Source organism: Streptomyces sp. NPDC002577, assembly GCF_053594815.1.
On the sequence record NZ_JBSFWK010000033.1, the window covers coordinates 67823 to 82503 of the forward strand.

General features: G+C 70.9%; 16 protein-coding genes. 6 read left to right on the plus strand and 10 right to left on the minus strand.

What is annotated here, in order from left to right; translation table 11 throughout:
• Window positions 1–114: 114 nt before the first annotated feature.
• From ACWD4J_RS31100 to ACWD4J_RS31115, 4 genes are read left to right on the plus strand one after another with little or no spacing between them, the layout of a single operon-like run.
• Complete coding sequence (locus ACWD4J_RS31100) at window positions 115–645, plus strand: phosphatase PAP2 family protein (protein ID WP_451398786.1); 531 nt, start codon at window positions 115–117, stop codon at window positions 643–645.
• The gene (locus tag ACWD4J_RS31105) at window positions 642–1601 is read left to right on the plus strand and encodes a decaprenyl-phosphate phosphoribosyltransferase (protein WP_451398787.1); all 960 of its coding nucleotides are present in this window, start codon (window positions 642–644) and stop codon (window positions 1599–1601) included. Before ACWD4J_RS31100 ends, ACWD4J_RS31105 begins: the two co-directional genes overlap by 4 nt.
• 26 nt (window positions 1602–1627) lie before the next feature.
• Window positions 1628–2104, plus strand: coding sequence for a GtrA family protein (locus tag ACWD4J_RS31110; RefSeq protein WP_451398817.1), 477 nt, complete (start codon window positions 1628–1630; stop codon window positions 2102–2104).
• Window positions 2092–3021, plus strand: coding sequence for a YihY/virulence factor BrkB family protein (locus ACWD4J_RS31115; protein ID WP_451398788.1), 930 nt, complete (start codon window positions 2092–2094; stop codon window positions 3019–3021). Before ACWD4J_RS31110 ends, ACWD4J_RS31115 begins: the two co-directional genes overlap by 13 nt.
• A gap of 22 nt (window positions 3022–3043) precedes the next feature.
• Here ACWD4J_RS31115 and ACWD4J_RS31120 read toward each other — a convergent pair whose 3' ends face one another.
• From ACWD4J_RS31120 to ACWD4J_RS31130, 3 genes are all read right to left on the minus strand, one after another.
• Window positions 3044–4255, minus strand: coding sequence for a D-alanyl-D-alanine carboxypeptidase family protein (locus ACWD4J_RS31120; RefSeq protein WP_451398818.1), 1212 nt, complete (start codon window positions 4253–4255; stop codon window positions 3044–3046).
• Between the two features lie 249 nt (window positions 4256–4504).
• Window positions 4505–5269 (minus strand): alpha/beta hydrolase family protein, encoded by a 765-nt coding sequence (locus ACWD4J_RS31125; protein WP_451398789.1) that lies wholly within the window; start codon window positions 5267–5269, stop codon window positions 4505–4507.
• A 231-nt stretch (window positions 5270–5500) separates the two neighbouring features.
• Window positions 5501–5743: an SCO4848 family membrane protein gene (locus tag ACWD4J_RS31130; protein ID WP_451398790.1), complete on the minus strand. Its 243-nt coding sequence runs from the start codon at window positions 5741–5743 to the stop codon at window positions 5501–5503.
• A gap of 542 nt (window positions 5744–6285) precedes the next feature.
• On the opposite strand from ACWD4J_RS31130, the gene ACWD4J_RS31135 reads away from it, so the two are divergent.
• A complete protein-coding gene (locus ACWD4J_RS31135) occupies window positions 6286–7584 on the plus strand; it encodes a metallophosphoesterase (RefSeq protein ID WP_451398791.1) in 1299 nt (432 codons plus the stop codon).
• Here the strand turns inward: ACWD4J_RS31135 and ACWD4J_RS31140 are convergent, their stop codons facing one another.
• Window positions 7585–8877, minus strand: a complete 1293-nt coding sequence (locus tag ACWD4J_RS31140; RefSeq protein WP_451398792.1) for an MFS transporter — start codon at window positions 8875–8877, stop codon at window positions 7585–7587. It abuts the gene before it with no gap.
• Between the two features lie 81 nt (window positions 8878–8958).
• Between ACWD4J_RS31140 and ACWD4J_RS31145 the strand changes: the two genes are divergently transcribed.
• Window positions 8959–9555, plus strand: a complete 597-nt coding sequence (locus ACWD4J_RS31145; protein ID WP_451398793.1) for a MarR family winged helix-turn-helix transcriptional regulator — start codon at window positions 8959–8961, stop codon at window positions 9553–9555.
• On the opposite strand, the gene ACWD4J_RS31150 is transcribed toward ACWD4J_RS31145, so the two are convergent.
• The 6 genes from ACWD4J_RS31150 to sdhA all read right to left on the minus strand — a co-directional run bounded on the left by ACWD4J_RS31150 (window position 9544) and on the right by sdhA (window position 14651).
• Entirely contained in the window at window positions 9544–9984 is a 441-nt protein-coding gene (locus ACWD4J_RS31150) for a VOC family protein (protein WP_451398794.1), read from the minus strand. The genes ACWD4J_RS31145 and ACWD4J_RS31150 overlap by 12 nt on opposite strands.
• 184 nt (window positions 9985–10168) lie before the next feature.
• Entirely contained in the window at window positions 10169–10963 is a 795-nt protein-coding gene (locus ACWD4J_RS31155; protein ID WP_451398795.1) for a TetR family transcriptional regulator, read from the minus strand.
• An 11-nt stretch (window positions 10964–10974) separates the two neighbouring features.
• Window positions 10975–11502, minus strand: a complete 528-nt coding sequence (locus tag ACWD4J_RS31160; protein WP_451398796.1) for a thiol-disulfide oxidoreductase DCC family protein — start codon at window positions 11500–11502, stop codon at window positions 10975–10977.
• Window positions 11499–11906, minus strand: coding sequence for a hypothetical protein (locus ACWD4J_RS31165; protein WP_451398797.1), 408 nt, complete (start codon window positions 11904–11906; stop codon window positions 11499–11501). Before ACWD4J_RS31165 ends, ACWD4J_RS31160 begins: the two co-directional genes overlap by 4 nt.
• A gap of 232 nt (window positions 11907–12138) precedes the next feature.
• The gene (locus ACWD4J_RS31170; protein WP_451398798.1) at window positions 12139–12897 is read right to left on the minus strand and encodes a succinate dehydrogenase iron-sulfur subunit; all 759 of its coding nucleotides are present in this window, start codon (window positions 12895–12897) and stop codon (window positions 12139–12141) included.
• Complete coding sequence (gene sdhA, locus ACWD4J_RS31175) at window positions 12897–14651, minus strand: succinate dehydrogenase flavoprotein subunit (RefSeq protein ID WP_451398799.1); 1755 nt, start codon at window positions 14649–14651, stop codon at window positions 12897–12899. The genes ACWD4J_RS31170 and sdhA overlap by 1 nt, the downstream gene beginning before the upstream one ends.
• Between the last annotated feature and the right edge of the window lie 30 nt (window positions 14652–14681).

A 14681-nucleotide genomic window follows, 5' to 3' on the forward strand; every position in this document is an offset into this window, starting at 1 on the left:
GGGAGTGTCGTCCAATACCTCCATGATTACTGGTTGTTGCGTAGACCGTGGAATTCCGGACGGCCGGACGGAGTGTCCAGCGCCAGCCGGATGGATCGAGCACCAAGGGGCCATATGCACGACATGGACCACCGGTTGCTGTCCGCGCTCCGCGGCTGCGGCAGGGACCCGCGGGTGGCGGCGGCCGCGCGCGCACTGTCCTGGACCGGAGAACACGGCGCGGTGTGGCTCGCCGCGGGGCTCGTGGGCGCCGCCGCCGACCGTGAGCGGCGCGGCGCCTGGCTGCGCGGCACCGCGCTGACCGCCGCCGCGCACCTGGCCAGCATGGGCGTCAAGCGCGTCGTGCGACGCCCCCGGCCCGGCCACGTCGAGCCGCTGGTGCGCACCGCGAGCCGGCACTCCTTCCCCAGTTCGCACGCCACGTCGGCGGCCGCCGCGGTGGTCGCCTACGGAGCGCTCCGCCCCGGCGGCGCGCGCCTGCTGCGGCCGGTCGCCGCCGCGATGTGCCTCTCCCGCCTCGTCGTCGGCGTCCACTACCCGTCGGACGTCGCCGCGGGCGCGGCCCTCGGGGCGCTGACGGCCCGGCTCGGGGTCCGGTGGATGACCGCGGGCTGCCCGATGGACGCCGGGGGGCCGGGCCGATGACCGAGCGCACCGCCGTACTCGAGCGCGAACCCCCGCGCCGCCCCACCCCCGTCGAGCACCCCGCGGCCGACCGGCCCGCGCTCGCACTGAGCCTGCTGAGGACCGCACGACCCCGCCAGTGGGTGAAGAACGCGCTGGTCGTGGCGGCCCCGGCGGCGGCGGGCGACCTGTTCTCACCCGCGGCCTGCCTCCAACTGGCCATCGTCTTCGTCCTGTTCACGGCAGCCGCATCGGCCGTCTACCTGATCAACGACGCACGGGACGCCGACGCCGACCGCGCCCACCCCGTCAAGTGCCACCGCCCCGTCGCCGCCGGGCACGTTCCCGTCCCCGTCGCCTACGCCGTCGGCAGCTTCCTCGCCGGTCTCGCCCCGGCCGCGGCCGTGGTGCTGTGCAACGCGCTGACGGCGGCGCTGCTGGCCGTGTACGTCGCCATGCAACTGGCGTACTGCATCAGCCTCAAGCACGTGCTCGTCGTCGATCTCGCCGTCGTCACCGCGGGCTTTCTGATGCGCGCCATGATCGGCGGTCTCGCGCTGCAGATCCCGCTGTCGCGCTGGTTCCTCATCACCACGGGCTTCGGTGCGCTGTTCATGGTGTCCGCCAAGCGGTACTCCGAAGCCGTCCAGATGGCCGGAAAACAGGGCGCCACGCGCGCGTTGCTGAACGAGTACACCACCGGCTACCTGCGGTTCGTCTGGCAGCTCGCGGCCGGTGTCGCCGTCCTCGCGTACTGCCTGTGGGCGCTGGAGGGGGGCGGCACCGCCGGCACGAGCCTGCTGCCCTGGCGGCAGCTGTCGATGGTCGCGTTCATCCTCGCGGTCCTGCGGTACGCGGTCTTCGCCGATCGCGGCACCGCGGGCGAGCCCGAGGACGTCGTGCTCCGCGACCGTCCGCTCGCCCTCATCGGCCTGGTGTGGCTGGCGATGTACGGCCTCGCGGTCGTGGGCTGGTGAGCCAGGCACCGCCCGCACAGGGCGGCGTGGCGGAGCCCGGCGGACTGCGGGCCCTCGCGCCCGAGGTGCTGGGCTTCGCGGCGACCGGCTTCTGTGCCTACGGCGCCGACCTCGGGCTCTTCCTGTGGCTGCGCGGCCCCGCGGGCCTCGACCCGCTGACCGCCAAGGCCCTGTCGTTCGTGGCGGGCTGCACGGTCGCCTACGCGGGCAACGCGCTCGGCACGTACCGCCACCGGGCGGCGGACGTGCCACGGCTGCGGCAGTACGGCGTCTTCCTCGCGGTGAACGTCGCCGGCGCCCTCGTCCAGCTGCTGTGCCTCGCGGTGTCGCACTACGGTCTCGGGCTCACCTCCCGGGCGGCGGACACCCTCTCGGGAGCGGGCATCGGCATGGCCCTCGCCACAGCCCTGCGCTTCTGGGGCACCCGGACGCTGGTCTTCCGGTCCGGCAAACGGGGGACAGAGGGCTCCGCGCGGGGCACACAAGGATCATGGACTGGCTGAAGAGACTTCCCGTCGTCGGGCCCCTCGTCGAACGGCTGATGACCACGCCCGCGTGGCGCTGCTACGAGCGTCTCGACCGCGTGAAGTGGTCCCGGCTCGCGGCGGCGATGACCTTCATCAGCTTCCTGGCGCTCTTTCCGCTGGTCACCGTGGCCGCCGCGCTCGCCGTGTCGACACTGAGCGCCGAGCGGGTGCACGAGCTCGAGGACCGGATCGCCGATCAGGTGCCGGGCATCTCCGACCAGCTGGACATCGGCGGGCTCGTCGCGAACGCCGGCACGGTCGGGGTCATCGCGGGCGCCGTCCTGCTGGTCGCCGGCATCAGCTGGATCGGCCAGATGCGGGACTGCCTGCGCGCCGTGTGGGAACTGCCCGACAGCGAGGAGAACCCCTTCGTACGCAAGGCCAAGGACACCGGGATCCTCGTCGGGCTCGGCGGCGCCGGGCTCGCATCGCTCATCGCCTCCGCCGTCGCGTCGAGCGCGGTCGGCTGGACGGCGCGGCACCTCGGGATCGCCGAGGGCGGTGCCGGCGGAGCGCTGCTCCAGACGGCCGCCTTCGCCATCGCCGTCCTCGCCGACTTCCTCCTGCTCCTCTACGTCCTCACCCTGCTGCCCGGCGTCCATCCGGAGCGGGGCCGTCTGATCACCGCGGCGCTGGTCGGCGCCGTCGGGTTCGAGCTGCTGAAGCTGCTGATCGGTAGCTATATGAGGGGAGTGGCGGGGAAGAGCATGTACGGCGCCTTCGGCGTGCCGGTGGCGCTGATGCTGTGGATCAACTTCACCGCGAAGCTGCTGCTGGTCTGCGCCGCCTGGACGGCGACGCAGCACAGGGAGCCGGCGGCGGACGGGGACGACGGGAACGGGGGCGGCGAGAGCGGAGGCGCCGGGGGCGATGCCGGTGGCTCCCGGCTCTGACGCGCGGCCTGCCGCTCCCGGTTCAGACGCGCGGCCGGCGACGCACCAGGTCCGGAAGCGGCCAGCGGCGCCTGACCACGAAGATCCCGGCGGCCAGCACCACCAGCACTCCGCCCATGATCGCCAACGCGGTCGCGATGCCGCTCGACCCCTCCTTGGCGGCGGCCGCCGGCGCGGCCTTCGTGTCCGAGGCGTCCTTCCCGGGACCGGCGGCGCCGTCCTGGCTGCCCGCGGCGCCGCTCGTACCGCTGCCCGTCTGCGCGCTCTTCGGCGCCACGAGCTCGCCGACGGGCGTCACCTTCCCGGCGGCCTGGAATCCCCAGTCGAACAGCGCGGCCGTCTCCTTGTAGACCTCGTTGCTCACCTTCTTCTCGGGGTTCATGACGGTGACGAGCAGCACCCTGCCGTTGCGTTCCGCGACCCCGGTGAAGGTCGCGCCCGCGTTCGTGGTGTTGCCGTTCTTGACCCCTGCGATGCCCTTGTAGGGGTTCAGCCCGTAGTCGCCCGTCAGCAGCCGGTTGGTGTTCTGGATCTCGAAAGACCCCCGCTTCGTGCCCTTCTTCGTCTTTGTGGTCGCGCCGGGGAACTGGGCCCGCACGGTCGAGCAGTACTCCCGGAAGTCTTTCTTCTGCAGTCCCGAACGCGCGAACAGCGTCAGGTCGTACGCGGACGAGACCTGGCCCGGGGCGTCGTAGCCGTCCGGGCTGACGACATGCGTGTCCAGCGCCTGCAGCTCCTCGGCGTGCGCCTGCATCTCCTTGACGGTCTGGTCGACGCCGCCGTTCATCGCGGACAGCACGTGCACCGCGTCGTTGCCCGAGCGGAGGAAGACGCCCAGCCACAGGTCGTGGACCGTGTACGTCTCCTCCTCCTTGATGCCCACCAGGCTGGAGCCCGCGCCCATGCCCGCGAGGTCGGAGGGCTCGACCTTGTGCTTCTCCGTCTTGGGGAACTTCGGCAGGACCGTATCGGCGAAGAGCATCTTCATGGTGCTCGCCGGGGGCAGCCGCCAGTGCGCGTTGTGCGAGGCAAGGACCTCGCCGGACTCCGCGTCCGCGACGACCCAGGAACGGGCCGTCACATCCTTGGGCAGGACCGGCGCACCGTTCGCCAGATTCACCTGCGTGCCCGCCTTGCCCAGCCGGACCCCGCCGACGGTCGACATGTCGGCCGGCGGCTTCGCCTGACTGCCCGCCGGCTTGTCGTCCGCGAGCGCGGGCGGAGCGACGGAAATACCCGCAGAAATAGACAACAATGCGACAGAAGCCGCCAAATAGGCGGCTCTGCTTCTCAGATTAAACGTGTTATAGGCAGGCACGATCGAGAACGTACATGGCTCTGTCGGCGTTGTCGCCGCCGAGGTGAGACGTGTCTCACCGGCCCCACCACACCGCGTGAGCCACTCGGTCGCACGGGAGCTGGTAGCACGCGGGCCGCGGTAGCAGCGCCCGATCGGCAGACCGGACGCCGCTGCCGCTCACCTTCAGGCCGGTGAGGTGACCGTCCGGCCGAGATGCCGGGCGAGGAACCGGACCGAGCTGTCGACCTCGAACATGGGGAAGCCGAAGTGCTTGCCCGCGTTGGCGTGCAACGTTTTCTCCTTCGAGGCGAAGGCGTCGAACAGCGCGAGGCCGGCCTCGCGCGGGATGCGTTCGTTGTCCCACTGCAGGGCGAACTCGATCGGGACGGTGATCTGCTTCGCCGTCTCGAACAGGGCATCGGGCCACATCATGCCGAAGACCGCGGCCGTGATCCTGGGCTCGACCGCCACCAGCGGTACCCCGATCGCGGTGCCCATGGCGATGCCGACGTAGCCCACCGGCCCATCGGCGCCGATCTCCGGGAGTTCCTGAAGGGCGTCCAGGGTCGCCTGCCACTCGGGCACGGCCTGCTCCGCCAGGCGGGCGTTGTAAGGGACGACGATCGGGCCTTCCGGTTCGCCCGCCGCCTGCGCCTTGCGCAGCTCGGCGATGTCCTGCTCGTCCTGCGTAGTGCGCGGCCGGTCGCCGTGACCGGGGGCGTCGATGACGGCGACATGGAAGCCGCAGCCGTTCACGAGGAGCTGAGCCCGGCCCACCATCGCCGGATGCTTCTTGTGGGCGCCGCCGCCGTGGCCCATCAGGACCAGGGGCGCGTGATCGCCGCCGGAGGCCGGCGACCAGAGAACTCCGGGGACGTCGCCCACGGTGAATTCGCGTTCGAGCGTGCCGTTCGACGACGACTCGGCAGTGAACTGCAGAGAATGCATGGGTGTTGCCTTTCGGGAGTGCCTGGTTGTCGAGGCGCTCCTGGCGACACCTACGTCAATCGCCGGCCGTGACCGGAAGGGGGAGCACCCACGTCGATACAGCGTTCATGGGTCTCACCTCCTCGGGCGGTGTCACGGTCAACTGGAAGCTACCAGCCCGATCATCATCCCTCCAATCCTTTTCCCCACCACTGATCACGACTCCAGACAGGCCCTAAGGCTTTTCGTCCCCTACTTGCCGACGCGACGGGCGGCCAGAATGCCTCGGAGGCCGATGATGCCGATGATCGTTCCGAGGATGAACGAGACGATGGCGAGGGTGAGGTGCACCCACAGATAGGCCGTGGGCTTGCCATCATCGAATGCAAGTCCGCTGGCGTCTGCGAAGAGGTTCTTGGTGAAGGTGACCCAGATCACCCACGACCACACGCCGAACGCTGCGAGGAACCAGGAGACGGGGCGGCTGAGCTTCATGGGGCGTCCTTCAGGAGGGTGGAGTCCGTTCCTTGCCAGTATGTGACCCGTACTGGTCCGGCCTGCCGTCGGGGCACCGGGCGTGCTGGCGCTACCGGGTTCTTGCGTCACTTTCACCGGGCTCGAGGGGACGCGTCGGCAGCGCCGCCGGCTCGGGAGGCGGGGAGCTCTGCGACGTGCAGGTGCTCGTTCATGGTGGCAAGCAGCACCGGCGCGCCCAGGCGGATGCCGCAGCCGCGCGTCTGACCCCGGTCCCGGTGCGGCACTGGCAGGCAGGCCGTCTCGACTGGTGCGCCTGCGCTCTCACGGTCGCGTCGGCCGTCGGCGCGGTGCCGCCGAGATCACCGCCCTCCACGACGACGCCCAGGTCAGCAAGCGGTCGGGGCTGCCTTCGAGCTCCGTGTCCGCTGACGCCGGGCGCCGGTCCGGATCTGCGGGCCCGGATCGCCTTACGAGGCCTGCCCGGCACGGTACGTACGATGGCGCAACTGCCGTCGTGAGGGACAGGGCGACGCGACGGCCATCGCAGAGGGAGGGGCGGCGTGGTCGTCGTCTTCGTAGTCGTCGCACTCGCCGTGCTGGCGGCCTTCGGCGCGCTGCACTGGTACGCGTGGCGCCGCGTCGTACGCGACACGACAGCCCGGGGCTCGCTGGCCCGGTGGGCGGGCACGGTCGTCTTCGTGGCGGGGCCGCTGCTCATGGTCGGGGCGTTCGTGAGCGGCCGGGCGGGAGCGCCGTTCTGGCTGGAGCGGGTGCTGGCCTGGCCGGGGTACCTGTGGTTGGCGCTCTTCCTCTATCTCGTACTGGCGCTGCTGGCGGGCGAGTTCGTACGGCCTCTGCTGCGGCGGTGGCTCGCGCGCAGGGACGCCGGGGCGCAGGCGGAGCCGGTGGCCGTACGGGAGGCCGAGCCCGTCGCCGAGGCGGTCGGGGCGCGTACGGCCGAGACCGCCGGTGGCGGTCACCAGCCGACGTCCGAGCCGCAGGCCGCGCCGGCGACGACCACCACGGAGCAGGGCCCCTCCCGCCGCCTCTTCGTCTCCCGCGTCGTGGGCGGCGCCGCGGCCGCCGTGGCCGTCGGGACGGTGGGCTACGGGGCGTACGGCGTGCTCAGCGGCCCCACGGTGAAGCGCCTGACCGTGCCGCTGGCCAAACTGCCGCGCGCCGCGCACGGCTTCAGGATCGCCGTGGTCAGCGACATCCACCTCGGGCCCGTCCTGGGCCGCGGCTTCGCCCAGCGCGTGGTGGACACGATCAACGCCACGCAGCCGGACCTCATCGCGGTCGTCGGCGACCTCGTGGACGGCAGCGTCGAGGATCTGGGGCCCGCCGCCGAGCCGCTCGCGCAGCTGCGGGCGCGGCACGGCGCCTACTTCGTCACCGGCAACCACGAGTACTTCTCAGGCGCCCAGCAGTGGGTCGACCATGTACGCGAACTCGGGCTGCACCCACTGCAGAACGCCCGCGTCGAGGTGGACGGCTTCGACCTCGCCGGCGTGAACGACGTCCAAGGCGAGAGCGAGGGCGACGGCCCGGACTTCGACCAGGCCCTCGGCGACCGGGACCGCTCACGCGCCGCCGTGCTGCTCGCGCACCAACCCGTCGTCATCCATGACGCCGTCCGGTACGGCGTCGACCTCCAGCTGTCCGGGCACACCCACGGCGGACAGCTGTGGCCCGGCAACTTCATCGCGGCCGCCGCGAACCCGACGCTCGCCGGGCTGGAGCGGTACGGCGACACACAGCTGTACGTGTCCCGGGGCGCGGGCGCCTGGGGGCCGCCCGTACGGGTGGGGGCGCCCTCCGACATCACGGTCGTGGAACTCGCCTCGAAACAGGCCTGATCAGGCGCCATCCCCAGGCACCGGCGTATGACGCGGAGCCGGCTCCTGAGAGGGGCCACGCCGTGAACCGGCAGACGCGGGAAGGGCGTCCGCCACGCCGTCGCGCACGGTGAAGCGGCGGACGCCGGGCACGGCCGCCGTCCCCGTGCACGCCACGCCGACGACGACCGCCGAGACCCACAGCGGCGTCCCGGCACCCCACGCGTTCGCGGCGAGGGGCGCGAGGACGTATCCGAGCGGCATTGCCCCCAGGGACAGCAGCCAGTCGTACGAGGTGACGCGGGCCAGCACGCCCGGCGGGATCGCGGCCTGCACCGACGTCTGCCACACGGGGTTGAGGAAGCCGAGCCCCGCCTGCGCGACGCCGTACGCCCCGATCACGGCCGGGGCGGGCGCTTCGGCGGCGAGCAGGGCCAGCGGCAGCGCGTACGTCGCGAGGCCCAGGTTGGCGACGAGGACCGGACGCCGGGGCCGGGCCCGGCCTGCCAGCAGCGAGCCGAGCAGCAGCCCGATCGCGCCCGCCTGGAGGATCGCGACCCAGACGCCCTCGCCGCCCAGCTCGTCGACGGCGAGGGCGGGGCCGAGGGTCATCAGTACGGCTGCGGCCCCGTTCCAGGCGGCGTGTCCGACGAGGCTCGTCCAGTACCAGTCGCGGCTGCGCACCTCCCGCCATCCCTCGACGAGGTCCTCGCGCAACCGGCGGCGCGGGACCGGCACATGACGTACGCGGATCGCGGCGAGCAGTGCCGCGCTGACGGCGAACGAGGCGGCGTCCAGAACGAACGCCCAGCCGGGCCCGGCGGCCCAGATCAGCAGCCCGGCGAGCGCGGGCCCGCCGAGCTGGGTGCCGCTCTTCACCACGCCCAGGGCGGAGTTGGCGGCATGCCGCTCCTTCTCCGGGACCGTCCCGGTGATCAGCGAAGGCAGAGTCGGCATGGCGAAGGCGGACGCGGCACCGCCGAGCACCTCGGCGACGGCGATGTGCCACAACTGCGGGTGCCCGCCGAGCAGTTCGACGCCGACGAAGAGCTGCGTGGCGCAGCGCCCGAGATCGGTCGTCAGCGCGACGGTCCGGGCGTTGAAGCGGTCGCCGACGACGCCGCCCAGGGGCAGCAGCAGAAGCCTCGGCACCATGGCGCAGCCCAGGACGAGCGCGAGCGCGGAGGTGGAGCCGGTGGCGCGCAGCACGGCGAGGGCCAGTGCGGCGGGCACCACGGCGTCGCCGATGAGGGAGAGGGAGCGGCCGATGAAGAGCAGGCGGAAGGAGTTGTTGCGCAGCAGAGGGTGCGGCATGGCCGTGAATGTATTTCGGTACCGAATGTTTCGTCAACGAAATATACGGGGCCGAAGGAGATCGCAGTAGGCTGACGGGTCATGGAGCCCAAGGAGCGGAAGCAGCCGACGACCCGCACCCGCCAGGATCCGAAGCGACCTGCGGAACGTGGCCCCGGCCCTGCCCCTGCCCGTGCCCGTGACCGGACGGACGATCACGTCGCGCGCTGGCTTCCGGCCCTCCCGGATCTCGACCCGGACATCGAGGGCGCGGTCACCCGCATGAAGAAGCTCTCGGTACATCTGCGCCGGGTCCGCGAGCAGTCCCTCGTCGACTTCGACCTGGAGCGGCACGAGTTCGACACCCTGCACCAGCTGGCCGCCCGCGGCGGGACGGCGGCCCCTTCCGAACTCGCCGCCGATCTCGACCTGGCCCCCGCCTCCGTCACCGGCCGCCTGGACGCCCTCGAGCGCCGCGGCCTCGTCAGCCGCACCCCGTCCAAGAGCGACCGCCGCCGTGTGGATGTGGTGCTGACGAAGTCAGGGCGGGCCACCTGGCTGGGCGCGATGGACGTGCTCGGCCACGAGGAGTACCGACTCCTCGGTGTCCTGTCGAAGGACGAGCGGCGCGCTCTGTCCGACATGCTCCGCCGGATCATGCTGGTCGCCGAACAGCACGGAGACGCGTCATGGACCTGAGGGTCGGCCCTGCCCCCATTCCGGGTCCCGCCCCAGCTCAGGCCGCTTGCTGTAGTCCGTGAACCCGATGACGTTCCCCCACGGATCGGCGATCTCGACGGTCCAGCCCGTGGCCACGGCGAACGGCTCCTCCAGAACCGGAACCCCCGCCACCACCAGGGCCCGCGCGGTGGCCCGCGCATCGCGGACCTCCAGCCAGACCCGGGGACCGGGCCACGGCGGCGGCCGATAAGCGAGGTCCTCCTCCAGCCGCAGCAGCACCCCCGGCACCTCGCCACCGACCTTCAGCAGCGCGATCCCGGCCTCATCGAACCGGAACGCCAACGGAAAACCGGCCTGCCGATAGAACGCCACCGCCTCGTCGAGATCCCCGACGGGCAACAGCACGTTGTCGAACCCGAGCAGCTCGTACGTAGCCTCCTGTGGCATGGCGTCAGAGTAAGCGCGCCCACGGTGGGGACCGGGGAGCCATACTGTGGCTCTTCGAGGGGCTTGTGGGGGCTGCGGGAGGGCTGGCTTCGTGCGACGGGTGCGGAACCCGCCCTTCGGTAGCAGCCAAAACCCGCCAGAACGACCGAGGGCCCCGCCCCTGGCCCCGCCAGGAACAGGCCTCTCACCCGTCGCGTCGTCCGACGGTGGTCACCCCACCCGTGCCGCCCTGCCCCCCCGGATCCGGCAGCACCTTCGTCATCCCCGGCAGGAAGTCCGTGAACAGCTCGTGGACCTCGAGGACCAGCGGCCGCAGTACGCGGAAGCGGGCCAGGGCGACGCCGCGGGCGGTGAGGCGGGCGCCGCGCTCGGCGAGGCGGTAGCTGCGCTCGCGCCCTTCCGTGCGGTCGAAGACCCAGTACAGGACGAGACCCATCTGGGACAGCCACATCAACTCGGGGAGGACGTCCCGCAGTTCCTCCGGGACCTTGGCCTTGGAGCCCGCCAGTATCTCGCGGTGGAGGGCGATGGCCTCCTCGCGCGGGCCCTCCGACTCGGGCGAGAAGGGGCTGAGCGGACTGTCCGGGTCGGCGGCGTTCTTGAAGAACTGCGCCGCGAACTCGTGGTACGGCTCGGCCACGTCGAGCCAGGCCTTGAGGACCCCGGCGAGCCGCGCCTCCAGGTCCGTCTCGCGCTCCAGGACCGGCCGGACCGCCGCCTGGTGCTCGGCGCCGATCCGGTCGTAGAAGCCCTGGATCAGATGCTCCTTGCCCGCGAAGTAGTAGTAGGCGTTGCCGACCGAGACCCCGGCCTCCTTGGCGATGGCCCGCATCGTGGTCTTGTCGTAGCCCCGCTCCTGGAAGAGCCGCAGGGCGGTTTCCAGGATGAGCGCGCGGGTCTGCTCGCTCTTCGTGGGCGCGGGCGCAGGCCCGGCGGGAGCGGTGGGCGGGGCTTCGGGGCCGTCGTTCGGTGCTGGCACGGAACCAGAGCCTAACCAGTGGCGCAGGTGCCGCTGTCACAGCCGGGTGGGGTGTACGTCCACCCGTACCGCGGGTGGTACTGCCACCCGTCCCCGCGGTAGTACGCGCTCCCGCCCCACTGCGCGCCGGCCTTGGCCGTGCCGCTGTGCGACTCCCGCCACTTGGCGGCGGCGAGCACCGCGCCCCTGGCCAGCCGCGCCCCGGCCGGCGTGCTCAGCCGGTGGGCGAGCGGGCGGTGCTCGCGCAGCGCCCAGAGGCAGACGATCCAGGCGGCGGAGCCGCGGTAGATCTGCCCGGCGTCCCCGACGACGGTGATCTCTTCGAGGGTGGCCCGATGGTCGAGCGAGGGAAAGCGGCGCCGGGCCTCGTCCGACCCCGCGGGGACGAGTTCCAGCGGCACCAGTTGCCGCTGCCGGACGAGCCAGTCGCGCACGAACGTGCACAGCGAGCACCGCGCGTCGTACAGGACGGTGAGCCCGCGGACCGGGACGCCGCGCGCGTCCCGGCCCCGGTCGGCAGCGGTGGCCACCGCGGTCACGCCCGCCCCTCCGGGGCGACCCAGCCCTGCGGCGGGACCGGCGGCTGCTGCTCGCGCTCCATGACTCCCCGCCGCCGGATCTTGTTGAGCACGTAGACATTGCCGAGGTGCATCACGCCGAGTACCAGCAGGACGACGCCGAGCTTGGTCGACAGCGCCTCGAAGACCCCGCGGGTGTCCGCGATGGCGTCGTCGTCGCTCAGATAGAGCGCGACGAAGCCGAGGTTGACGAGGTAGAAGCCCACCACCAGCAGGTGGTTGACGGCATCGGCGAGCTTCTCGTTGCCCTGCAGCACGTCGGCGAGGAAGATCCGCCCGTTCTTGCTGAGCGTGCGGGCCACCCAGACCGTCAGCCCGATGCTGATGACCAGGTAGATCACGTAAGCGACGACCGTGAGGTCCATGTCCCCACCCTTCTGAAAAGCCCCATGGCGGGGCTCTCTCACACTCTTGAACACGTTCAAAAGCTGTCGTCGATGACTCTAGACCTGTTTTTGAACACGTTCAAGTCATCGCTGCGCGTGGGGAATTGGCCGCTTCACCCAAGCCTGCCCAGACATGCACGTGGGCCCCGTTTCCCACCGGAAACGGGGCCCACGACGACGTACGACCGCGAACGCGGAAACCGTCGAAGCGTCAGAAGCGGCGCGTGATCAGCGCTCGCTTCACCTCCTGGATCGCCTTCGTCACCTCGATACCGCGCGGGCAGGCGTCCGTGCAGTTGAACGTCGTGCGGCAGCGCCACACGCCGTCCTTGTCGTTGAGGATCTCCAGCCGCTGCTCGCCGGCCTCGTCGCGCGAGTCGAAGATGAAGCGGTGGGCGTTGACGATGGCGGCCGGGCCGAAGTACTGGCCGTCGTTCCAGAAGACGGGGCAGGACGAGGTGCAGGCCGCGCAGAGGATGCACTTCGTCGTGTCGTCGAAGCGCGCACGGTCCTCGGCGGACTGCCGGCGCTCACGCGTCGGCTCGTTGCCCGTGGTGACCAGGAACGGCATGACGTCCCGGTACGCCTGGAAGAACGGCTCCATGTCCACGACCAGGTCCTTGAGGACCGTGAGGCCCTTGATGGGCTCGACCGTGATCGGCTTCTCGGGGTTGATGTCCTTGATCAGCGTCTTGCACGCCAGCCGGTTGCGGCCGTTGATGCGCATCGCGTCGGAGCCGCAGATGCCGTGCGCGCAGGAGCGACGGAACGTCAGCGTGCCGTCGAGCTCCCACTTGATCTTGTGGAGGCCGTCGAGCACACGCTCCTTGGGGTCGATCTCCAGCTGGAAGTCTTCCCAGGTCGCCTCCGCCGAGACCTCCGGGTTGAACCGGCGGACCCGGAAGGTGACGGTGATGTAGGGGGAGGCCGCGGACTCCGCCTCGACCTTGTCCAGAACAGGGGTTGCCATCAGTACTTACGCTCCATCGGCTGGTAGCGGGTCTGGACGACCGGCTTGTAGTCGAGACGGATGGACTCGGTGCCGTCGTCGCCGACCTCGCGGTACGCCATGGTGTGGCGCATGAAGTTGACGTCGTCGCGGTTCGGGTAGTCCTCGCGGTAGTGACCGCCGCGCGACTCCTTGCGGGCCAGGGCGGAGACGGCCATGACCTCGGCCAGGTCGAGCAGGTTGCCCAGCTCGATGGCCTCGAGCAGGTCCGTGTTGAACCGCTTGCCCTTGTCCTGGATGGCGACGTTCTTGTAGCGCTCGCGCAGCTCGGCGACCTTCTCGACCGCGGTCTTGATGGTCTGCTCGGTGCGGAACACCATGACGTTGGCGTCCATGGTGTCCTGCAGCTCGCGGCGGAGCTCCGCGACCCGCTCGGTGCCCGTGGAGTTGCGCAGCCGCTCGACCTGCTCGACGACGAGCTCGGCCGGGTTCTCCGGGAGTTCGACGTAGTCGTTCTCGGCCGAGTACTCGGCGGCGGCGATGCCCGCGCGGCGGCCGAACACGTTGATGTCCAGCAGCGAGTTGGTGCCGAGGCGGTTGGCGCCGTGGACCGACACGCAGGCGACCTCACCGGCGGCGTACAGGCCCGGGACGACGGTGGTGTTGTCCGACAGGACCTCACCCTCGACGTTCGTCGGGATGCCGCCCATGGCGTAGTGCGCGGTGGGCTGGATCGGGATCGGGTCCGTGTACGGCTCGATGCCCAGGTACGTCCGCGCGAACTCCGTGATGTCGGGCAGCTTGGCGTCCAGCTGCTCCGGCGGGAGGTGCGTGAGGTCCAGGTACACGTGGTCGCCCTCGGGACCGCAGCCGCGGCCCTCGCGGATCTCCGTGTAGATGGAGCGGGACACGACGTCACGGGAGGCGAGGTCCTTCATGACCGGCGCGTACTTCTCCATGAAGCGCTCGCCGTCCTTGTTGCGGAGGATGCCGCCCTCACCACGGGCGCCCTCCGTCAGCAGGATGCCCATGCGCCAGATGCCGGTCGGGTGGAACTGGAAGAACTCCATGTCCTCCAGCGGCAGCCCGCGGCGGTAGACGGCCGCCTGGCCGTCACCGGTCAGCGTGTGCGCGTTCGACGTGACGCGGAAGAACTTGCCGGTGCCGCCGGACGCGTAGATGACGGCCTTCGCCTGGAAGATGTGGATCTCGCCGGTCGCCAGCTCGTACGCGACGACACCGGCCGACCGCTTCACGCCGTCGACCTCGGTGATCAGCTGGTCCAGGACGTAGAACTCGTTGAAGAACTCCACGCCCTCCTTGACGCAGTTCTGGTACAGCGTCTGGAGGATCATGTGACCGGTGCGGTCCGCGGCGTAGCAGGACCGGCGGACCGGGGCCTCGCCGTGGTTGCGCGAGTGGCCGCCGAAGCGGCGCTGGTCGATGAGGCCGTCCGGGGTGCGGTTGAACGGCAGGCCCATCTTCTCCAGGTCGAGGACGGAGTCGATGGCCTCCTTCGCGAGGATCTCGGCGGCGTCCTGGTCGACCAGGTAGTCACCGCCCTTGATCGTGTCGAAGGTGTGCCACTCCCAGTTGTCCTCCTCCACGTTGGCCAGCGCGGCGGCCATGCCGCCCTGCGCGGCGCCCGTGTGGGAGCGGGTGGGGTAGAGCTTGGTCAGCACGGCGGTACGGCTGCGCTTCGTCGCCTCGATGGCGGCGCGCATGCCGGCGCCACCGGCGCCGACGATGACGGTGTCGTACTTGTGGATCTTCATCAGTTGATACCTCAGTCCCTCGTATCCAGG